Annotated in this window: 18 protein-coding genes; 14 read left to right on the top strand and 4 right to left on the bottom strand. The window is 65.7% G+C overall.

The features are described 5' to 3' along the window. A complete protein-coding gene (edd, locus tag QPK31_RS03445) occupies positions 1-1920 on the bottom strand; it encodes a phosphogluconate dehydratase (RefSeq protein ID WP_290421549.1) in 1920 nt (639 codons plus the stop codon). Between the two features lie 300 nt (positions 1921-2220). On the opposite strand from edd, the gene pgi reads away from it, so the two are divergent. Next, a complete protein-coding gene (pgi, locus tag QPK31_RS03450) occupies positions 2221-3864 on the top strand; it encodes a glucose-6-phosphate isomerase (RefSeq protein WP_290421550.1) in 1644 nt (547 codons plus the stop codon). 47 nt (positions 3865-3911) lie between these two features. Beyond that, positions 3912-4808, top strand: a complete 897-nt coding sequence (locus QPK31_RS03455; protein ID WP_290421551.1) for an SMP-30/gluconolactonase/LRE family protein — start codon at positions 3912-3914, stop codon at positions 4806-4808. Between the two features lie 10 nt (positions 4809-4818). Here QPK31_RS03455 and QPK31_RS03460 read toward each other — a convergent pair whose 3' ends face one another. Then, positions 4819-5949 (bottom strand): NAD(P)/FAD-dependent oxidoreductase, encoded by a 1131-nt coding sequence (locus QPK31_RS03460; protein ID WP_290421552.1) that lies wholly within the window; start codon positions 5947-5949, stop codon positions 4819-4821. Positions 5950-6046: 97 nt separating this feature from the next. Between QPK31_RS03460 and QPK31_RS03465 the strand changes: the two genes are divergently transcribed. The 5 genes from QPK31_RS03465 (at position 6047) to QPK31_RS03485 (ending at position 11867) form a co-directional block, all read left to right on the top strand. Next, complete coding sequence (locus tag QPK31_RS03465) at positions 6047-6718, top strand: TetR/AcrR family transcriptional regulator (RefSeq protein WP_290421553.1); 672 nt, start codon at positions 6047-6049, stop codon at positions 6716-6718. A 154-nt stretch (positions 6719-6872) separates the two neighbouring features. Next, positions 6873-8342, top strand: coding sequence for a glucose-6-phosphate dehydrogenase (gene zwf, locus QPK31_RS03470; RefSeq protein ID WP_290421554.1), 1470 nt, complete (start codon positions 6873-6875; stop codon positions 8340-8342). A gap of 7 nt (positions 8343-8349) precedes the next feature. Further along, positions 8350-9204 (top strand): SIS domain-containing protein, encoded by an 855-nt coding sequence (locus QPK31_RS03475; protein ID WP_290421555.1) that lies wholly within the window; start codon positions 8350-8352, stop codon positions 9202-9204. Positions 9205-9213: 9 nt separating this feature from the next. Next, positions 9214-9540: a low molecular weight protein tyrosine phosphatase family protein gene (locus QPK31_RS03480; RefSeq protein ID WP_290421556.1), complete on the top strand. Its 327-nt coding sequence runs from the start codon at positions 9214-9216 to the stop codon at positions 9538-9540. A gap of 134 nt (positions 9541-9674) precedes the next feature. Beyond that, positions 9675-11867: an ATP-binding protein gene (locus tag QPK31_RS03485; RefSeq protein ID WP_290421557.1), complete on the top strand. Its 2193-nt coding sequence runs from the start codon at positions 9675-9677 to the stop codon at positions 11865-11867. A gap of 18 nt (positions 11868-11885) precedes the next feature. On the opposite strand, the gene QPK31_RS03490 is transcribed toward QPK31_RS03485, so the two are convergent. After that, positions 11886-12824: a bifunctional helix-turn-helix transcriptional regulator/GNAT family N-acetyltransferase gene (locus QPK31_RS03490; RefSeq protein WP_290421558.1), complete on the bottom strand. Its 939-nt coding sequence runs from the start codon at positions 12822-12824 to the stop codon at positions 11886-11888. Between the two features lie 191 nt (positions 12825-13015). Between QPK31_RS03490 and QPK31_RS03495 the strand changes: the two genes are divergently transcribed. From QPK31_RS03495 to tal, 7 genes are all read left to right on the top strand, one after another. Further along, positions 13016-13615, top strand: coding sequence for a PEP-CTERM sorting domain-containing protein (locus tag QPK31_RS03495; RefSeq protein WP_290421559.1), 600 nt, complete (start codon positions 13016-13018; stop codon positions 13613-13615). 148 nt (positions 13616-13763) lie between these two features. Further along, a complete protein-coding gene (locus QPK31_RS03500) occupies positions 13764-14855 on the top strand; it encodes a serine hydrolase (RefSeq protein WP_290421560.1) in 1092 nt (363 codons plus the stop codon). 123 nt (positions 14856-14978) lie between these two features. Then, entirely contained in the window at positions 14979-15257 is a 279-nt protein-coding gene (locus QPK31_RS03505; RefSeq protein ID WP_290421561.1) for an energy transducer TonB, read from the top strand. Between the two features lie 40 nt (positions 15258-15297). Further along, entirely contained in the window at positions 15298-15693 is a 396-nt protein-coding gene (locus QPK31_RS03510) for a GFA family protein (RefSeq protein ID WP_290421562.1), read from the top strand. A 111-nt stretch (positions 15694-15804) separates the two neighbouring features. Further along, on the top strand, positions 15805-18078 hold the full coding sequence (locus tag QPK31_RS03515) for a choice-of-anchor I family protein (protein ID WP_290421563.1): 2274 nt from the start codon (positions 15805-15807) through the stop codon (positions 18076-18078). 129 nt (positions 18079-18207) lie between these two features. Further along, on the top strand, positions 18208-18705 hold the full coding sequence (locus QPK31_RS03520) for a GAF domain-containing protein (protein WP_290421564.1): 498 nt from the start codon (positions 18208-18210) through the stop codon (positions 18703-18705). A gap of 144 nt (positions 18706-18849) precedes the next feature. Beyond that, a complete protein-coding gene (gene tal, locus QPK31_RS03525; protein WP_290421565.1) occupies positions 18850-19788 on the top strand; it encodes a transaldolase in 939 nt (312 codons plus the stop codon). Between the two features lie 66 nt (positions 19789-19854). On the opposite strand, the gene QPK31_RS03530 is transcribed toward tal, so the two are convergent. Continuing rightward, positions 19855-20481, bottom strand: a complete 627-nt coding sequence (locus tag QPK31_RS03530; RefSeq protein ID WP_290421566.1) for a TetR family transcriptional regulator — start codon at positions 20479-20481, stop codon at positions 19855-19857. Positions 20482-20633: the final 152 nt, after the last annotated feature.

Raw genomic sequence — 20633 nt, forward strand, 5'->3', positions numbered from 1 at the left:
TTATTTATTCGTCCTGAACAGGAAGTCTTCATCGGAGCCGGGCATGATCTCGCCGCTGTCGGCGCCCTCGTGCAACGGCGTGGTGGTGTGCTTCGGCGACGGCAGCGGGAAGGTCGCCGCGCCCTCTTCCGCCGCGCTGCTGGAATTGCGGAACATCGAGAACAGCTCGCGCCCCATGCCGATGTGGCTGGACGAGATGTCGGCGCTGGCCTGCCTGCGCCCGGCCCAGACCTCTTCCGGCACCAGCGCCTGCAGGCTGCCGTCGGTGGCGTCGACGCGGATGATGTCGCCGTCGCGCACCAGGCCCAGCGGGCCGCCGGCCAAAATCTCCGGCGACACGTGGATCGCCGCCGGCACCTTGCCGGATGCGCCCGACATGCGGCCGTCGGTGACCATCGCCACGTGGTAGCCGGCATCCTGCAGGTTCGCCAGCGCCGGGGTCAGCGCGTGCAGTTCCGGCATGCCGTTGGCGCGCGGACCCTGGAAGCGGATCACGGCCACGAAGTCGCGGTTCAGGTGACCGGCTTTATACGCGTGCATGAAGTCTTCCTGCGAGTTGAAGGTCAGCGCCGGGGCTTCCACCACGTGGTGTTCCTTCTTGACCGCCGAGATCTTCATGATGGCGCGGCCGAGGTTACCCTGCACCAGCACCATGCCGCCGTTGTCGCTGAACGGGTTGGTGTGCTTGCGCAGCACGGCTTCGTCGCCGCTCTGCTCGGGCAGCTCGCGCCAGACCACCTTGCCGTCTTCGCCCAGGAAAGGCTCCATGCAGTGCTTGCGCAGGCCGTGGCCGAGGATGGTGTTGACGTCCTCGTGGGCCAGGCCGGCGTCCAGCAGCTCGCGGATCACGAAGCCCGGGCCGCCCGCGGCCTGGAAGTGGTTCACGTCGGCGTCGCCGTTCGGGTAGATGCGGGTCAGCGACGGCACCACTTTCGACAGCGCGTCGAAGTCGTTCCAGTCGATCACGATGCCGGCCGCGCGCGCGATCGCCACCAGGTGCAGGGTGTGGTTGGTCGAGCCGCCGGTGGCGTGCAGCGCGACGATGGCGTTCACGATGCTCTTCTCGTCGACGATGTGCCCGACCGGCATGTAGTTGCCGCCCTGCTGGGAGATCGCCACGGCCTGGTGCGACGAAGCGGCGGTGAGCGCGTCGCGCAGCGGCGTGCCCGGGGTGATGAAGGCGGCGCCCGGCAGGTGCAGGCCCATCATCTCCATCAGCATCTGGTTGCTGTTGGCGGTGCCGTAGAAGGTACAGGTGCCGGCGCCGTGGTAGGAGGCCGATTCGCCTTCCAGCAGTTCCTCGCGCGTGGCTTCGCCCTTGGCATAGCGCTGGCGGATGGCCGCCTTTTCCTTGTTCGAGATACCCGAGGTCATCGGGCCGCCCGGCACGAACACGGCCGGGATGTGGCCGAAGTGCAACGCGCCGATCAGCAGGCCCGGCACGATCTTGTCGCAGATACCGAGGTACAAGGCGGCGTCGAACATGTTGTGCGAGAGCGCGACGGCGGTCGACATGGCGATGGTGTCGCGCGAGAACAAGGAGAGCTCCATGCCCGGCTGGCCTTGCGTGACGCCATCGCACATGGCCGGCACGCCGCCCGCGAACTGGGCCACCGCGCCGATGTCGCGCACGGCTTCCTTGATCACTTTCGGGAAATATTCGAACGGCTGGTGGGCCGACAGCATGTCGTTATACGACGAGACGATGGCCACCGACGGCTTCTTCTGCTCGCGCAATTTGAGCTTGTCGTTGGCGGGGAAGGCGGCGAAGCCGTGGGCCAGGTTGGTGCACGACAGCGCCCCGCGCTGCACGCCCTGGACACGTGCGGCCTCGAGATGTGCCAGATACGCGGCGCGCGAGGCGCGGCTGCGCTGGATGATCCGGTTCGTTACCTGTTCAACTACGGGGTGCAGCGCCATAATCGTTCCTTCGAAAATTTGACTCTGAAATTTTACTACAGAATTGGGTTGGGGGTGTTTGGCGGGGGTGGTTTACGGCCGTTCCCATGCCCGTTGACGCGGTGGGTACAAGTACCCACCCTACGAAAACCTGGCCGTCGGCGCCGATCGACTCGTAGGGTGGGTTCTCGAACCCACCATGGCGCAACGTTGGCATATCGAATAACATCCGCGCGCCCGGACTCATCCATTGTGTAGTGAATTTACGAACGATTCCTGTATTATTCGATAATCTGTCCAAAACACTATCACGCGCGCATTATGCCCCTGCCTTCATTGACCAGCACCGCCAGCTTCCAGGCCCTCGAAACCCACGCCGTCGAGGCCGAAGACTGGCAGATGCGCCAGCTGTTCGCGGCCGATCCGCAGCGCTTCGAGCGCCTCTCGATCGAGGCCGCCGGCCTGTTCCTAGACTATTCAAAAAACCGGCTAGACGGGCGCACGCTTGAATTGCTGGCAAGCCTGGCGCGCGAGCGCGGCGTCGAGGCGAAACGCGACGCCATGTTCGCCGGCGAGAAGATCAACAACACCGAAAACCGCGCCGTCCTGCACACCGCCCTGCGCGCGCCGCGCGAGGCGCAACTGAGCGTCGACGGCCAGGACGTGAGCGCCGACGTGCACGCCGTGCTGGCGCGCATCAAGACCTTTACCGACGCCGTGCGCAGCGGCGCCTGGGTCGGGCACACCGGCAAGCCGATCACCGACATCGTCAACATCGGCATCGGCGGCTCCGACCTCGGCCCGAAGATGGTTTGCCTGGCCCTGCGCCAGTACAGCCACCCGCGCCTGAGCCTGCACTTCGTCTCGAACGTCGACGGCCACGACATGGATGCGGCCCTGGAACAGGTCGATCCCGAAACCACCCTCTTCATCATCGCCTCGAAAACCTTCACCACGGCCGAGACCATGATGAACGCGCAGACCGCGCGCAAGTGGTTCCTGGCGCATGCGAACGAAGAAGTATTGGCCAAACACTTCGTGGCGGTGTCGACGAATGTGGAAGCGATCAAGACCTTCGGCATCGACCCCGAGAACATGTTCCCGTTCTGGGACTGGGTCGGCGGCCGCTACTCGGTGTGGTCGGCGATCGGCCTGCCGGTGGCGCTCGCCGTCGGCTACGGCTACTTCGCCGATTTCCTGGCCGGCGCCCACGAGATGGACCAGCACTTCCGCACGGCGCCGATCGAGCAGAACATGCCGATCATCCTGGCCCTGGTCGGCTTCTGGAACCGCCAGTTCCTGGGCGCGACCTCGGTCACCATCGCCCCTTACCACCAGGACCTGAACCGCTTCCCGGCCTACCTGCAGCAACTCGACATGGAAAGCAACGGCAAGCGCGTCACGCGCGACGGCGAACCGGTGGACACCCCGACCTGCCCGGCGATCTGGGGCGAGCCCGGCACCAACGGCCAGCACGCCTACTTCCAGCTGCTGCACCAGGGCACCGACCTGACACCGATCGACTTCATCGCCGCCCTGCGCCCGGCCCACGAGCTGCACAACCACCACACCGCCCTGCTGGCGAACTGCTTCGCCCAGTCCGAAGCCTTCATGAAGGGCAAGACGCTGGACGAGGTGCGCCAGGACCTGCAAGGCCAGGGCCTGGCGCTGAGCGAGGTCGAGCGCCTGGCGCCGCATAAAACCTTCCCCGGCAACCGCCCGAGCAATACGATCCTGATGGAGTACCTGACCCCGGCCACGCTGGGCGCCCTGGTGGCCCTGTACGAGCACAAGACCTTCGTGCAAGGCGCGATCTGGGACCTGAACAGCTTCGACCAGTGGGGCGTGGAGCTGGGCAAGGTGCTGGCCAAGAAGATCGAAGCCGAACTGGCGGGCGACGCGCAGCCAGCGCAGCATGACAGTTCCACCAACGGCCTGATCGCGCGCGCAAAGGCCGCCGTTTAATCAGCAAAAGCACGAGCAATAGCACGAGCAAACACGCGGAAACCACCATGAAGAATGTGAAGATCGAAGTCGTCCACGACGAAGCGATGCAGGTTGGCGAATGCCCGCTGTGGCACGACGTCGAATCGGCCCTGTACTGGGTCGACATCAACGGGCTCACCGTGAACCGTGTGCACCCGGCCAGCGGCAAGTTCACGTCCTGGAAGATGGGCTCGGAGCCGTCGGCGATTGCCGCCGATGCCGACAACAACCTGGTGGTGGCCACGCGCCAGGGCTTCGTGCGCCTGAACACGACCAGCGGCGAGATGGAAGACATCTGCCCTGCCCCGTACGACACGAAGCAGGTGCGCTTCAACGACGGCCGCGTCGACCCGATGGGCCGCTTCTGGGTTGGCACCATGTACGAGCCGCGCGACAAGCCGGCCGCCGAGATGTACGTGCTCGAACGCGACCAACTCCGCCTGGCCTGGTCGGGCGGCATGACGAATTCGAACGGCCTGGCCTGGTCGCTGGACGGACGCTGCATGTTCCACGCCGATACCACCAGCCACCGCATCGATCTCTACGACTTCGATCCCGAGGCGGGCCAGGCGACGCTGAACCGCAACCTGGTCACGTTCGACGCCGACAAGAACGCGCCCGAGTACGGCGGCCGTCCGGACGGCGCCGCGGTCGACAGCGAAGGCAATTACTGGATCGCGATGTTCGAAGGTGCGCGTTTGCTGAAGCTGTCGCCCACCGGCGAACTGCTGCACGAAGTGCAGCTGCCGCTGCGTTGTCCGACGGCGGTGGCGTTCGGCGGCACCGATTTGCGTACCCTGTACGTCACCAGCGCCAGCCATGGCCGCTCGAATGCGGAGAAGGAGCAGTATCCGCTGACCGGCAAGGTGCTGGCCTTGCGCGTGGATGTGGCGGGCCAACTCGGGCCGGAATACCTCCGCTAGGACTGCCTTTTCAAACCGCGACCGGCACCCCGAATAGCGCGAGCAGGCCGGCCGGCGCATCCTGGTCGAAGAAGCGCGCCATGTTGCGCGCCGATTCGCGGGCCGGTTCGGCGCTGCGTGCGAACAGCGCGGTTTCGTAGGCGAGCAGCGCCGCTTCCAGGCCGTCCGGACTGGCGGCCAGCGCCTCGCCAAGCTGGGCGCCGTCGTACAGGGCCAGGTTGGCGCCTTCGCCGGCGAACGGCGACATCAAGTGCGCCGCATCGCCCAGCAGGGTCACGCCCGGTGTCCTGTCCCAGCAATGCCCTGCCGGCAACGCGTAGATCGGCCGCACCACCGGCCTGGTTTCGCTCTCCGTGATCAGCCCCGTCAGCGCGGGCGACCAGTCGGCGAATTCCGCCGCAAGCCCGGCCAGGGCGCCCGTCCGGTCCGACCAGTCGATCCCGTCGCACCAGGACTGCGCCTTGTTCAGGGCGATATATACCTGCACGCTGCCGTCGCCATGCCGGTGCGCGAAGATGCCCTTGCCCGGCGCGGCGGCCATCAGCGTGCCCTCGGCCACCAGCCCGCCTTCGTTGCCGCGCGCGGCGCTGTCGTAGAGGAAGGTCTCGATGAACAGGGTGCCCATATACGCCGGCATGGCGGGCGAAACCAGCGGACGCACGCGCGACCAGGCGCCGTCGGCGCCGACCAGCAGCGCAGTCTCGATCGTGCTGCCGTCCGCGAAGCTCACCTCGTGCCGGCCGCCGCCGAGCGCACGCGTCGCCGCCAGCTTGTGGCCCCAGCGCACCGTGCCTGCGGGCAGCGCGTCCAGCAGGAGGCGGCGCAACGCGCCCCGGTCCACCTCGGGCCGCCTGCCCTGGCCGATGTCCGGCCTGTTCATCAGGATCCTGCCGTCCTTGCCGACGATGCGCTTGGCGTCGGCGCCAGGAATGACGATGCCGAGAAATTGGTCGTAGAGCCCGGCCGCCTTCAGCGCCAGCTGGCCGTTGTCCTCGTGGATGTCGAGCAGGCCGCCCTGGGTACGGGCGTCGGCCGAGATTTCGGCCTCGTAGACGGTGGCGGCAATGCCGTGCACCTGCAGTACGCGGGCAAGCATCAGGCCGCCGAGACCGGCGTCGATGATCGCAATGGGGTTGGTCATGCTGGTTCTCCCTGTTCGCAGCTGGGCTGCCATCAGCCGGCTCTGGAACATCGTTCCATTATCTTGGAACAGCGTTCCAGATGTGTCAAGATACGGCATGGACAAAAAACCACAGACCACGCGCCGCGACAGCTCGCTGTCGCGCGAGCGCATCATCGACGCCGCGATTGCCATCCTCGACGCGGAAGGCGAAAGCGCCCTCACCTTCCGCGCCCTGGCGCAGCGATTGAGCACCGGCGCCGGCGCCATCTACTGGCATGTCACCGACAAGCACGACCTGCTGGCGGCCGCCTGCGACGCCGTGACGGCCCAGACCCTGGCCGCTTGTGCGCCCGGCGCGGCGCCGGAAGCGGGCATCCGCGCCATCGCCTCCGGCGTATTCGACATGATGGAAGCCCACCCCTGGGCTGGCGCCGCTCTCATCCGCGCCGGCGGGCAAGGGCCGCTGGTGCGCATCCTCGAATCCCTCGGCCGCCAGGTCCAGGCCCTGGACGTGCCGGACAATGACCAGTGGGCGACGGTGTCGGCGCTGCTGAACTACATCCTCGGCGTGGCCGGTCAGAATGCGGCCAACATGCAGATCGCCCGCAGCGGCGGCATCGAGCGCGCCGGGCTGCTGGAGACGGTAGCGGCGGCCTGGTCCGGGCTAGACGCCACCCGCTATCCCTTCGTGCGCAGCATGGCCGGCTCCCTGCGCGCGCACGACGACCGCGCCGACTTCCTCGCGGGAATCGATCTCATCCTGCGCGGCATCCGCTCCGGCGCCTGATGCGCCGGGGCGCCGCGCATGGGAACGCCCCTGCTCCGGCAACTATGGCAGGATAGACCGCGCCCGGGCATCACGTAGTAGAATTTCTTGCTTATAGCATAATCATGTAGTAAATTTACACAAATCCCTCATCCCATTTCCACCCGATACCACCATGGCCCTTTCCGATTTCGACCTCGTTTTCTTTGGCGGCAGCGGCGACCTTGCGATGCGCAAGCTCCTGCCCGCAATGTACGCGCGCGACGTCTGTAGCGACCTGCCCGACAGCGCACGCATCATCTGCGTCGGCCGCGACGAGAGTTCGCAGGAAGCCTTCCTGAACATGGTCGAGACCAACTCGAAACCGCACATCAAGGAAACGGTGGTCGAGGACAAGTGGCAGCGCTTCCTGCAGCGCATCACCTATGTCGCGCTCGACGCCACCCAGGCCGACAGCTACGGCCCGCTGGTCGCGGCCTTGCGGGACGACGAGGCGATCACCCGCGTCTACTACCTGGCCACGCCACCGAGCCTGTTCGCGCGCATCTGCGACAACCTGGCCGAGACCGGCCTGGCCACGCCGCATTCGCGCGTGGTGCTGGAAAAGCCGCTGGGCCGCGACCTGGCCTCGGCCAAGCAGATCAACCTCGATGTCGGCAAGGTCTTCGCCGAGTCGCAGATCTACCGTATCGACCATTACCTGGGCAAGGAAACCGTGCAGAACCTGCTGGCCCTGCGCTTCGGTAACGTGCTGTTCGAGCCGCTGTGGCGGCGCGAGTGGATCTCGGACGTGCAGATCACCATCGCCGAGAAGATCGGCGTCGGCAACCGCCTCGGCTACTACGACAATTCCGGCGCGCTGCGCGACATGCTGCAGAACCACCTGCTGCAGTTGCTGTGCATCGTGGCGATGGAGCCGCCGACCTCGATTTCGCCGGACGCCGTGCGCGACGCCAAGCTGCAGGTATTGCGCTCGCTGAAGCGCTTCACGCCGACCACGCTGTCGCAAAACATCGTGCGCGGCCAGTACCGCGGCGGCTATGTCGACGGCCAGGCCGTGCCGAGCTACCGCGACGAGCCGGATGCGCCGAAGAGCTCGAAGACCGAGACCTTCGTCGCCATGAAGGCCGAAGTGGATACCTGGCGCTGGGCCGGCGTACCCTTCTACCTGCGCACCGGCAAGCGCATGGCCGACCGCCTGGCCGAGATCGTGGTGCGCTTCAAGCAGATCCCGCATTCGATCTTCAACCAGCCGACCTCGAGCTTCCAGCCGAACAGCCTGGTGATCCGCCTGCAGCCCGACGAAGGCCTGTCGCTGAACCTGATGGCCAAGACCCCGGGCGATTCGATGCGCCTGAAGCAGGCCGAGTTGGAGCTCGATTTCCGCGAGCAGTTCAAGGCGCCGCGCATGGAAGCCTACGAGCGCCTGCTGCTCGATGTGCTGCGCGGCCAGCTGACCCTGTTCATGCGCGGCGACGAACTCGAAGCGGCCTGGGAATGGGTCGAGCCGATCCTGGAACACTGGGAGCAGGACGACAGCGCGCCGGTGCCGTATGCATCGGGCACCTGGGGCCCGGCGGCATCGAGCGCCCTGATCGGCCGCGACGGCCTGCAGTGGCGCGAAGAAGCGCTGCCTGAGGATTGAACCAGCCATGCTGCTCGATTCGATCCGTACCCAGCTTGATTCGCTCTCGAAGTCCGAGCGCAAGGTGGCCCTCGCCGTGCTGGAAGCGCCCAGCGCCACCGTCAGCCAGAACATCACCGCGCTGGCCAAAAGCGCGCAGGTGTCCGAGCCGACCGTGGTGCGCTTTTGCCGCACCCTCGGCTACGACGGCTGGCACGAGTTCAAGCTGAAGCTGGCCCAAGGCCTGGCCCTTGCGCTACCCGCCGCCAACGAACAGCCGGCCCAGGACGACCTGGCCGCCGACCTGGTCAACAAGATCTGCAGCCGCTCGATCAACACCCTGCTCGACCTGCGCAACAACCTGAATGCCGAGTCGGTGCAGAAGGCGCTCGACATCCTCTCGCGCGCGAACAAGATCGAGTTCTACGGCCAGGGCACGTCGGGCTTCGTGGCGGCCGACGCCCAGCATAAATTCTTCCGCTCGGGCGTGCCGACGGTCTGCTACACCGACCCGGCGATCCACTCGATCGCGGCCGCCCTGCTGCGCGAAGGCGACTGCGTGGTGGCGATCTCCCAGCGCGGCAACAACCCGTCACTGGTGCGCTCGGCCAAGCTGGCGCGCCGCGGCGGCGCCGACGTGATCGTGCTGGCGCCGTCGGGCACGCCGCTGGCCGACATGGCCAGCGTGCTGATCCCGATCGACCTGGTCTTCAACATCGACCCCTACACACCGATCTCGGCGCGCCTGGCCTACCTGGTCGTGATCGACGTGCTGGCCGTGGGCCTGGCGCTGCAGCGCGGACCGGAGTTCCGGCGCAAGATGCAGAACGCGCAGAAGGCGCTGCAGGAGTTCGACATGCAGTTCGATTCCTTCATCGGCTGAGCTTTCGACTTGCGCGCCCTCTTCATCTGCACCCACAACCGCCTGCGCAGCCCAACCGCCGAACAGGTGTTCGCCACCTGGCCCGGCATCGAAACCGACTCCGCCGGCGTGGGAGCGGATGCCGACATGCCGCTCGCCCCGGAACAACTGGACTGGGCCGAGATCGTCTTCGTCATGGAAAAGCTACACCGCAGCCGGCTGTCCGCCAAATTCCGGCGCCACCTGAACGGCAAGCGCATCGTTTGCCTCGACATCCCCGACGACTACGACTACATGCAGCCGGAGCTGGTGCGGCTGCTGGAAAAGAAAGTAACGCCTTTCCTGCGGCGCGCGTAAGGCGTTGTGAAGACAAGGCGCTGTCAGGAAGCGCCTGCGTGGGCGCCCCTGGCTGATTTCCGCATGGCATTGCGCCGCGCGATTCGCCGTATAATGCCTTTTTGCCAAAGGCTACAGGCCCCACACGCGCCATGATGCGGTCGACTCCCGGATTGACTATCTCGCTACGCCGGCTGCTCATCGTCCTGAGTGCGATCGGGCTGCTGCCGCTCGCCATCCTCGGCCTGTGGTCGCTGCACATGGCCGACCAGTATCAGCAGCGCGAGCAGGAACGCGCGATGCTCGACCAGGCGCGCGCCCTGTCGAGCGCCGTCGATGCCGAACTCGATGGTGCGATCGCCACCCTGGCCAGCATGGCGCGCACGCCGGCCATGGATGCGGGCGAACTGCGCTCGTACTACGACGCCGCCCGCGCCCAGGTGGCGGCCCAGCCGGAATGGCTGGCGGTGATCCTCACCGATGCCGACGGCAACATCCTGTTCCGCACCACCAGCCCCTTCGGCACGCCGGGCGGGCGCGTCGCCGATCCCGAGAGCCTGAAGCAGCTGCTGGCCGTGCAAAGGCCGCTGGTCGGGCGCGTGACCCTCGGGCCGCGCGGCCGCGCTGCCTTCCCCGTGCGGGTGCCGATCCGCGACCAGGCCGGGCGCCTGTACGCCCTCACCGCCGTGATCCAGCCCGACCGCATCCTGCGCGTCATCGAGCGCCAGCACGCGCCCAAAGGCTCGGTCATCGGCGTCTTCGACGCTGCCGGCGCGGTGGTTGCGCGTTCGCTGAACCAGGGCGGCACCGTGACCCGGCCGCCCAGCCCCTCGCTGGTACAGCTGATGCGCGACCCGGCGCCGGAAGGCGTCGGCTCGACCACCACGCTCGAGGGCGAGACCGTGGTCAGCGCCTATACGCGCGTTTCGCATTACGGCTGGACGGTTGCCGTGGGCGTGCCGACCAGCGCCGTCGGCGGCGCCGCCTTCCAGGGCGTGACGGTATATGGCCTGGGCCTGGCGGCTTCGCTGCTGGCCAGCATCGGCGCAGCCTGGCTGCTGTCGGCGCGCGTCGCCGCCGCCTTCCGCAGCCTGCAGGGCGGCACGGCCGCACTGGGCGCCGGCGAAGGCGCCAGCGTGGCACCCTCGCGCGTCAAGGAATTCGCCTTGATGGGCGAGGCGATCGAGGCCGCCGCCGCCCGCCGCGCCGCCCACGAAGCCGAGCGCTCGCGCCTGCTCGCCTCGCTCGAGGACGCCCTGGCCGCCAGCCACGAAGCCAGCCGCGCGAAAGACGAGTTCCTGGCCATGCTCGGCCACGAACTGCGCAACCCGCTCAGCCCGATCGTCGCCTCGCTCGACCTGATGGACCTGCGCGGCGAACAGTCGAGCGAGCGCGAACGTACCATCATGCGCCGCCAGATGCAGCACATGAAGCGCCTGGTCGACGACCTGCTCGACGTTTCGCGCATCACCACCGGCAAGATGCAGCTCGACGTCAAGCCGCTGAACCTCGCCGAACTCGTGCGCCACGCCGCCACCGTCCGCCCCGGCATGACGGTGGAGCTGGCCGCGCCCGCGTCGCTCTGGGTCGAGGGCGACGAAAACCGCCTGGCCCAGGTGATCAGCAACCTGCTGTCGAATGCCGAACGCTTCGGCAACGGCGTGGTGCGCATCGGCCTGAGCGCGCGCGAGGACTGGGCGCGGCTGGAAGTGGCCGATCAGGGTATCGGCATGGCGCCGGAACTGCTGGCGCGCGTGTTCGAGCCCTTCTACCAGGCGCCGCAGCAGCTCGCGCGCAGCACCGGCGGGCTGGGCCTCGGCCTGGCCATCGTGCGCAAGATCGTCGAACTGCACGGCGGCCAGATCCGCGCCCACAGCGACGGCCCGGGCTGCGGCAGCCGCTTCGTGGTCGAGCTGCCGCTGGCGGCCGCAGTTGCACCCGCCCCCGCCGCGCCGCGTGCGGGGCAGGCGCAGCGTCAACGCGTGCTGGTGGTGGACGATAACGTCGATGCCGCCACCACCACCTCCCTGGTGCTGGAGCAGCTGGGCCACGAGGTGCGCCTCGCGCATACGGCCACGGCGGCGCTGGCCGAATGCATCCGCTACCAGCCGACGGTGGCCATCCTCGACATCGGCCTGCCCGACATGGATGGCTATGCGCTGGCGACGATGATGCGCCGCACCGCGAGTTCGCCGCGCCTGGTGGCGCTGACCGGCTATGGCCAGCAGGCCGACCTGGGACGGGCCAGCGAGGCCGGGTTCGACCTGCACCTGACCAAGCCGGCCACGCTGGACGATTTGCAGCGGGCGGTGTCGGGCGCCGCGGTCACGGATGCGGCAACGACCTGATGCCTGCCGGGCGCCTGGTTACAGGTCCAGCTCCCATGTTTCGTTCACCATGTCCTTGCCAAAGGCGTGTACGCTTTCCTCGGCCACGCATACATAGCCCTTGTTACGGTAGAGTTGACGCGCTTCCTGCTGCTGGTCTGTCGTCCAGAGGCGCATTTTCCTGTAGCCGGCGGCACGCGCGAAAGCGTGGCAGGTATCGACCAGGTGCGAACCCAGGCCAGACCCGCGGGCCTTTTCTTCTACCAGCAACAACCGCAGTTTTGCTACGCCTTCTTCGCCGCTGCGTGTCAGTGCGATCGAGCCTGCACGCTCGCCGCCCATCTCCGCGATCCAGCAGCGCTCCATGGACGGGTCGTGGTCGCGCTCGAACTGCAGGCAGATCTGACCGACCAGGGTTTCGAAACTGCTGTCCCAGCCTTGTTCCCGCCCATAAAACTCGCCGTGGCGCCGGGTGATCCACGCCATGTCTCCAGGGCCATGGGTACGCAGGAGGAAAGGCTGTGCAAACTTCACCGCGCCTTTCTTGTCGAGTAACGCCTGGATCGTGTTCATCGCATCCAGCAGGCGCAGCTGGTCAGCATCGTCAAAGCGTGCCAGCATCTCGGCAACCTCTTCGCAGGAGCGCTGGTCCATGGGTTCGTAGATCCTGCGGCCTTGCTCCGTCAAGTGCAGCAGCTTGGCTCTGCCATCCGTTGCGGAAGCGACCTTGGCGACCAGTCCCGCTGTCTCGAACTTGCCGACGATACGGCTCAGGTAGCCCCTGTCCAGGCCAAGCTGGCGGCATAGCGCAGCGGGCTGCTGGTCGCCATGGTGGGCGAGCTCGTACAACACACGCAGCTCGGTCAGGGTGAACGCGGTCTGAAGCAGGTTTTCACCCAGCACGCCGATATGGCGCGTGAAAAAACGGTTGAACGACCGAACCAGCGCAATCTTGTCGCGCGAAACAGGGAATGGCATCGAAGCTCCAGCAAATAATCTACAAGCATTTTGCGAGATATTGCTGACTCAGTCAACAAAATAGCTGTCGACCGTATTGACACATTTTGTTTTCCTGTGGGTTAGTTACAAGAAAAATCCATGAAATTCAACCACTTACGATTCTGGCGTGCAACTTGCTATGCATAGGACATCAATAGCGGGAGCATGCCATGAAACGATCGTCTTATCTTGCAGCAATTTGCCTTGCCTTGTCGCCCTTGTTTAGCCAGGCGAGCGTGATCTACCAGTGGGAAGCAACGAACGGCGAAACGCCGCGCGGCATCACGCTCGAACTCGAATTCGACGAGCAGACCGTCGCCGGCGGCGAATTCGATTTGTTCTTCGAGCAAGGCGATGGCGCTCCACTGGCGCAAGGCTTGCTCGCACTGCGCTACACCTTCCCGAACATGGGCGAAGCGATGCGTTGGTCGGTTCTCGGCAACGGTTTCGCTTCCGAGCTGGGACGGCTCGACATGCAACTGCGTTTCGGCGACAACGGCTTCCTCAGCGGGAGCATGTACCTCAACGACGGGTACCACCACATCGAGCTGGTGTCGTCCGGCCGGATCTTTACGGTTGTCGACGCAAATAGCGATGCGGAAATGGTGGGCGCGGGATGCCCCTGGGTCGTGGACTACGATTGCAGTGGCGCGACCGGCGTCATCGAACGCATCGACAACGTGGCCGAGGTGCCGGAACCGGGATCGCTGGCCCTCTTCGGCGCGGGCCTGCTGGCGGTCGCACGCTGGCGCCGCAAGGCTTTGCGATAAGAACGACAGCACCGCATTAACGCCGACGTGCGTTGCGATCGCTGCCTGCGTGCGAGCGCAGGCAGCGTTTTTATGTCGGCGATTGCTGTCCAGGACGCAAGCTGCGTAGAATCGTATTTCTTCCCATAAATTTATTGCGGAGATGACGATGAAACGCCCGCTTCTGCTCCTGCTGCTGTGCCTTCCCGCTGCGGCCATGGCCGCGCCAGGGGACCAAGTTTCGCTCGAGCACTCGCTCGACAGCATCGTCGCCAGCCGCTTCAAGCCCGAGCTGCCCGGCGTGGCGGCGCTGGTGCTCAAGGACGGCCGGCCGCTGCTGCGCAAGGCCTACGGCATGGCGAACGTGGAACTGGGCGTGCCGGTCCGGCCCGAACACGTGTTCCGCATCGGCTCGACGACCAAGCTGTTCACGGCCACCGCCATCATGCTGCTGGTCGACGACGGCAAGGTCGCGCTCGACGCGCCGATTGCGCGCTACCTGAAGAACGCGCCGAGCCAGTGGAAAGAGGTCACGGTCGAGCACCTGCTGACCCACACCAGCGGCATCCCCAACCTCACCATGGATTCGGGCTACTGGCGCACCACGGCCAGGCTGGAGCACACGCTCGACGAACTGGTGGCGCCGGCGCGGGAGCGTCCGCTCGCGAGCAAGCCGGGCACGGTCTTCGTCTACAACAACACCGGCTACCACCTGCTGGGGCAGATCGTCGAACAGGTATCCGGCCAGGAGTTCCATGCCTTCATCGACGCCCGCATCGCGCGGCCGCTGGGCCTGGCCCATACCGGTTCGGGCGACGACAAGACCTTCCACCCGGGCCTGGTCACCGGCTACCAGGCCGGCCCGAAGCCGGCCTGGCTGATCGCCAACAGCAATTTGCACGCGGCCGGCGGCATGGTCAGCACGGTCGACGAGCTCGCCGCCTTCATGCTGGCGCTGCAGGGCGGGAAGCTGGTCTCGCCGGCGAACGTGAAGCGCATGAACGCGAGTTACGTGCTGCCTGACGGGAAAGCCACCGGCTACGGGCTGGGCGAATGGGTGCGCACGGTGAACGGCAAACACCTGGTCGGGCACGGCGGCTACATCTTCAATTTCTACAGCCAGCTCGAGATGGACATCGACTCCGGCATCGTCACCGTGACGCTGCACAATGGCGACAAGCTCGGTGGGGATAACGAGGAGCTGAGCAAACAACTGATCGTCGCGGTGCAGGACGGGCAGACGAACCTGACCGGCCAATGATCGGCACATCACCAACCTTCATTTTTATCGACCATGACACTACTCCATCCTGTGATTTGCGCCCTCGCGCTCGCCCTCGCCTTGCCGCTGTCGGCTTCCGCCCAGTTTGTCTCTTCTAAAAAAATGCCTTCCGTCGCCCGCCCGGGTCCCGGCGACAAGGACTGCAAGCGGCCGGCCTACCCCGAGTCCTCGGCGCGCAACGGCGACGAGGGTGTCGTCACGCTGCAGTACCTGGTCACCAAGGACGGTGCTATCCTCGAAGGCAAGGTGGTCAAATCGTCCGGTTTCTCCGCGCTGGACAAGGCCGCGCTGGTCGAGCTGGCGAAATGCGCGTACGAATTCCCCGAAGGGGAGGAAGAACCCGCCAAGGTGACGTTCAAGTACGCCTGGTCGCTGGAATAAGATCACGGCCGCATCCGTGTTCACGTTCATGGGAGGAAGCATGCCGACCCGACTCGCATCCTGCAGTTGCGGCCAGCTGACGGCGCAGGTGAGCGGCGACCCCGTGCGCAATTCGATCTGCCACTGCCTGGCCTGCCAGCGCCGCACCGGCAGTCCGTTCGCCCAGCAGGCGCGCTTCCCGCGCGAACACGTCGCCGTTGCAGGCCGGTCGACGCCATACGTGCGCGTTGGCGACGAGGGCGCGCGCGCGGTGTTCCACTTCTGCCCGACCTGCGGCGCCACGGTGTACTACGAACCCGAAAGCCTGCCCGGCTTCGTCGTGATCCCGGTCGGCGTCTTTGCCGAGCCGGACTTCCCGGCGCCCACCGTCTCGGTCTACGAGGAACGCATGCACAGCTGGATCGTTCCGCCGCCCGACGCCGAGCATTATCGGTAGAAACCGTATGACGGCCGGCGTCACAATCCTGTCATTTGCCTTTCCTAGAATGCAAGCCTTTCCAAGGAGGCATGAATGCAGGCATACAGAGGGCGGTGCAAGGTGATCGCGATGGCGGTCGCAACGATGGTGATGGTGCAGGCGTGCGGCGGCGATGGCCCGGACGAAGTGGCGCCGGTCGGCATCGAGCTGCACGGCGTGGTGGCGGTCGGTGCGCCGCTGGTGGGCGCGAACGTGGCGCTGCAATGCGCAGCCGGCACGCCGGCGGCCGTTACCAGCGGCGCCGATGGCAGCTGGTCGGTTCCCGCCTCCGCTACCCTGGCCCTGCCCTGCGCGATCGAAGCGACCGGCGGCAAGGTCGGCAGCGGGGGCGGCGCCGAGAATACCCAGCGCCTGCACGCGCTGGCCGTGGCGCCGGGCGTGGCGAACGTCACCACCCTGAGCAGCCTGCAGACGGCCGTCATGAGCGGCCAGTCGCCGACCGCCTGGTATGCCGGCATCAAGGCCAACCCCGCCGCGCTGCGCAGCATCGACAGCAAGGCGCCGGCGAATGCCACCACCCAGCTGGCTACCCTGCTCCCGGCCACGGTCGTGCTGCCGGCCGGCTTCGACCCGGTCGCCACCGCGTTTGCCGCACGCAGCGACAACGCCATCGACGGCTTGCTGGTCAAGCTCGGCAGCGCGATCAGCGAGAACAAGCTCAGCTTTGCCGATGCGTTGGCCCAGACCGCCGCCAGGCTGCCCGTGATCGAAGCCACGCCCGCCACCCTGAGCCTGGCGCGCATCGGCGGCTTCGGCGGCGACCTGGTCGACGGCAAGCTGGTCGATACCCACGAAATCCCGGCCTACGATCCGCTCAGCAAGCGCCTGTTCGTGGTCAACGGCTCGGGCACCGGCACGGTCGAGGTGTGGAGCATCGCCGATCCGCGCAACCCGGTGCAGGTCGGCACCCTGCGCACCGAATCGTATGGCGCCAACCTGGGCAGCGTGAACAGCGTGTCGGTGTCGAACGGCGTGGTGGCGCTGGCGATCCAGGCCAATCCGAAGACCTCGAATGGCATCGTTGCCCTGGTCAACGCGGCCGATCTGGGCACGCTGTCGACGGTCGGTGTCGGCGCCCTGCCCGACATGCTGACCTTTACGCCGGACGGCCGCTACGTGGTCGTCGCCAACGAGGGCGAGCCGAACAGCTATGGCCAGGCCGACTCGGTCGACCCGGAAGGCTCGGTCAGCATCATCGACGTGCTCGACCCGCGCAAACCGGTCGAACGCCGCGCCACCTTCGGCGCGTTTAACGACCAGGTCGACGCCCTGCGCGCCAGCGGCGTGCGCATCTATGGCCCCGGCGCCAGCGTCGCCCAGGACCTGGAACCGGAATACGCGACCGTCAGCGCCGACAGCAAGACCGCCTATGTGACGCTGCAGGAAAACAATGCGATCGCCGTGGTCGACATCGCCGGCGCCAAGGTGAACGCCGTGCGCCCGCTCGGCTACAAGGACCACAGCCTGCCCGGCATGGGCATGGACGTCAGCAACGAGGACGGCGGCGTCAACACCAACAGCGGCACGCCGCTCGTGAAGATCGCGCCGGTGCCGGTGAAGGGCATGTACCTGCCGGACGGTATCGCCAACTACACGGTGGGCGGCACGACTTACCTGGTCACCGCCAACGAGGGCGACGCCCGCGCCGACTGGCCCGGCTTCAACGAAGAAACCCGCGTGCGCGATTACTGCGGCACGGCCGGCCTGGACCCGACGCGCTTCAGCGGCGACCTGGCGAACCTGACCAAGGACTCGAACCTGGGCCGCCTGCGCATCACCACCACGCCGAACGGCAACAACAGCGGCAAGAACGCCGCCGGCCAGTGCACCGAGCTGGTTGCCTTCGGCGGGCGGTCGTTCTCGATCTGGAATGCCGCCACCGGCGAGCGCGTGTACGACTCGGGCGACGGCTTCGAGACGATCACCGCGCAGCTGGCCGGCACGCCCGGCTACGATTTCCCGTTCAACACCGGCCATGACGAAGCCGACGCCCTCGATGCGCGCAGCCCGAACAAAGGGCCTGAACCGGAAAGCGTGGTGGTGCAGCGCTTCGGCAAGAAGACCTTCGCCTTCGTCGGCCTGGAGCGCGTGGGCGGCGTGATGGTGTACGACGTGACCGAGCCGGCGGCGTCGAAATACGTCACCTACATCAACACCCGCGCCGGCGCCGGCACGGTGGTCAAGAACGCGAACGGCGATAACGGCATCGTGAATGGCGGCGACCGCGGACCGGAAGGCCTGGTCGTGATTCCGGCGGCGAAGTCGCCGAACGGCAAGCCGATGCTGGTGGTGTCGAACGAGATCAGCGGGACGACGGCGCTGTTCGAGATCACGCTGAAGTAAAGCCACATCTGGCGCACCCCGGCGGCGCGAGCGGCCGGGGTGTTGCCGTTCCAGACGGGCGGTAGCGCCGCCCTCATCGGCCATGCTGGTTGTAGAATAGCGGTTTTCGTCCAGCATTACGGCCCGTCCATGCACATCAATCCAGAACGCAGCACCCGTCCCGACTACGACCTGCTGGTACGCCAGGTCGTGAGCGTCCTCGAAGGCGAACGCGACCTCACCGCGAACGCTTCGCAGTTTTCCGCACTCGTGTACGACACCCTCGCCGACCTGAACTGGGCCGGCTTCTACTTCACCGTGCCGTCGAAAAAAGGCGAAGGCCAGGATCTGCTGGTCGGTCCGTTCCAGGGCAAGCCGGCCTGCGCGCGCATTCCCTTCGGGCGCGGCGTCTGCGGCACGGTCGCCGTCGAGCGCAAGACGGTTGTGGTGCCGGACGTGCATGCGTTTCCGGGGCATATCGCCTGCGATTCGGCGTCGAATGCGGAAATCGTGCTGCCGGTGATCAAGGATGGCAAGCTGGTGGGCGTGTTCGATATCGATAGTCCGGTGCTGGAGCGGTTTACGGAAGAGGATCGCATGGGGTTGGAGGCGATGGTGCAAGCGTTTATTGATGCGACGGATTGCTGATCAGGTTCGCAACTCGACCGTTCCAGTGCTGCACCGCGTGGACACAGGTGTTCACCCTACGGGAGTGATCGATCAAACGCAGGTTGGTGGGTTCGAGAACCCACCCTACGAATATTCGGCAATATTGTTAAATAGGCAAATTATATGAATCAACTCGAGCAACTGAAGCAATACACCACGGTCGTGGCCGATACCGGCGATTTCCAGTCGATCAAGGCCTACGCGCCGCAGGATGCGACCACGAATCCATCGCTGATCCTGAAGGCCGTGCAGAAGCCGGAATACCGTCCGCTGCTGGAAAAGGCCGTCGCCGATGCCAACGGCGCCTCGGTCGAAGCGATCGTCGACAGCCTGCTGATCGCCTTCGGCGTCGAGATCCTGAAGTATGTGCCGGGCCGCGTGTCGACCGAGATCGATGCGGCGCTGTCGTTCGATACCGAAGCGACCGTTGCCAAGGGCCGCGAACTGATCGCCCTGTACGAAAAAGCCGGCGTGTCGCGCGAGCGCGTGCTGATCAAGATCGCCTCGACCTGGGAAGGCATCCGCGCCGCCGAGATCCTGGAAAAAGAAGGCATCCACTGCAACCTGACCCTGCTGTTCTCGCTGTGCCAGGCCGTGGCCTGCGCCGAAGCCGGCGTGCAGCTGATCTCGCCGTTCGTCGGCCGCATCTACGACTGGTACAAGAAGTCGACCGGTACGGATTACCAGGGCGCCGACGATCCGGGCGTGCAGTCGGTCAAGCGCATCTACCAGTACTACCGCAAGTTCGGCTACAAGACCGAAGTCATGGGCGCGAGCTTCCGTAACACCTCGCAGATCCTGGAGCTGGCCGGTTGCGACCTGCTGACGATTTCGCCGGACCTGCTGCAGAAGCTGGCCGACAGCGATGCCACCGTGGAGCGCAAGCTGGTGGCGGACGAGAGCGCCGACATCGAGAAGATCGCCATCGACGAAAAAACCTTCCGCTTCATGCTGAACGAAGACGCGATGGGCACCGAGAAGCTGGCCGAAGGCATCCGCGCGTTCGTGGCGGATTCGGCCAAGCTGAAGAAGATGATCGAAGAGCTGCGCGTGGCAGCTTGATGAAGGCGGTGCCGCCGGGGTGGCGGCATCTTGAAGAAGGCGCGGCTGGTCCGCGCCTTTTTTATATTATTTAGCCGGTTGCGCGCGAATGCCGTCGAGCAGCGTATCGACCATCTGGCGGCCGATCTGCAGCAGGCTGAAGGAATCCGGCTCGAACATCCAGGTGCGGATCAGGCCATCGACCAGCGACCAGTGACCGAGCGCCTGCGCGTGCGGATCGACGTCAGGACGGATCTGGCCGGCCCTGATGCCGAGCCGGATACGCTTTTCGATGTAGTCCATCCACTCCCCCTTGTTCTGCGCACGGTGTACGCGCACCGCGTCCAGCTCGCTGACGAACTCCACTTTCAGCGTAGCGATCTCGAACACCCGTCGCGCCTTGGGGTCCTGCTCGGTGATACGGAAGATATCCAGCATCATGCGGCGCAGGTCATCGAGCGCAGCGACGCCGTCGTCGTCCTTCTGGGTGGCCAGGCTGCACTCGAACGGCAAGGTCGCCCTTTCCATCATTGCATTGAAAAGTGCGCCTTTGTCGTCGAAATGCCAATAAATCGCGCCGCGCGTCACCCCCGCAGCCGTTGCGATATGCTGCAAGGTCGTCCGCGATACACCTTGCTCAACAAACAATTGCTCTGCTGCATCAAGAATACTGTCCCGCGTAGCGGCCGCTTCTTCCTTGGTCCTGCGGGCCATGTCCGACTCCAATTTTGTTGTGGTGCACCACGTTAAACATACACTCGTGATAGTATATAAAAAAATTCGTAAAAGCCAGTGACTTACCGTGCGCAGGGTCTCGACAGGGACCTTGAGGACGGTTTTGTCTTTTTAATAAAACCAGAAGGAAG

The organism is Massilia sp. YIM B02769, assembly GCF_030411995.1.
Lineage (GTDB): Bacteria > Pseudomonadota > Gammaproteobacteria > Burkholderiales > Burkholderiaceae_D > Telluria.

Bases quoted from the DNA above. Each gene is read 5' to 3' on its own strand.
- QPK31_RS03505 (WP_290421561.1), top strand. From the start codon at position 14,979: ATGCCTTCCGTCGCCCGCCCGGGTCCCGGCGACAAGGACTGCAAGCGG.
- QPK31_RS03475 (WP_290421555.1), top strand. From the start codon at position 8,350: ATGCTGCTCGATTCGATCCGTACCCAGCTTGATTCGCTCTCGAAGTCC.
- pgi (WP_290421550.1), top strand. From the start codon at position 2,221: ATGCCCCTGCCTTCATTGACCAGCACCGCCAGCTTCCAGGCCCTCGAA.
- edd (WP_290421549.1), bottom strand. From the start codon at position 1,920: ATGGCGCTGCACCCCGTAGTTGAACAGGTAACGAACCGGATCATCCAG.
- QPK31_RS03485 (WP_290421557.1), top strand. From the start codon at position 9,675: ATGCGGTCGACTCCCGGATTGACTATCTCGCTACGCCGGCTGCTCATC.
- QPK31_RS03510 (WP_290421562.1), top strand. From the start codon at position 15,298: ATGCCGACCCGACTCGCATCCTGCAGTTGCGGCCAGCTGACGGCGCAG.
- QPK31_RS03465 (WP_290421553.1), top strand. From the start codon at position 6,047: ATGGACAAAAAACCACAGACCACGCGCCGCGACAGCTCGCTGTCGCGC.
- QPK31_RS03460 (WP_290421552.1), bottom strand. From the start codon at position 5,949: ATGACCAACCCCATTGCGATCATCGACGCCGGTCTCGGCGGCCTGATG.
- QPK31_RS03455 (WP_290421551.1), top strand. From the start codon at position 3,912: ATGAAGAATGTGAAGATCGAAGTCGTCCACGACGAAGCGATGCAGGTT.
- QPK31_RS03520 (WP_290421564.1), top strand. From the start codon at position 18,208: ATGCACATCAATCCAGAACGCAGCACCCGTCCCGACTACGACCTGCTG.
- zwf (WP_290421554.1), top strand. From the start codon at position 6,873: ATGGCCCTTTCCGATTTCGACCTCGTTTTCTTTGGCGGCAGCGGCGAC.
- QPK31_RS03530 (WP_290421566.1), bottom strand. From the start codon at position 20,481: ATGGCCCGCAGGACCAAGGAAGAAGCGGCCGCTACGCGGGACAGTATT.
- tal (WP_290421565.1), top strand. From the start codon at position 18,850: ATGAATCAACTCGAGCAACTGAAGCAATACACCACGGTCGTGGCCGAT.
- QPK31_RS03495 (WP_290421559.1), top strand. From the start codon at position 13,016: ATGAAACGATCGTCTTATCTTGCAGCAATTTGCCTTGCCTTGTCGCCC.
- QPK31_RS03500 (WP_290421560.1), top strand. From the start codon at position 13,764: ATGAAACGCCCGCTTCTGCTCCTGCTGCTGTGCCTTCCCGCTGCGGCC.
- QPK31_RS03515 (WP_290421563.1), top strand. From the start codon at position 15,805: ATGGCGGTCGCAACGATGGTGATGGTGCAGGCGTGCGGCGGCGATGGC.
- QPK31_RS03490 (WP_290421558.1), bottom strand. From the start codon at position 12,824: ATGCCATTCCCTGTTTCGCGCGACAAGATTGCGCTGGTTCGGTCGTTC.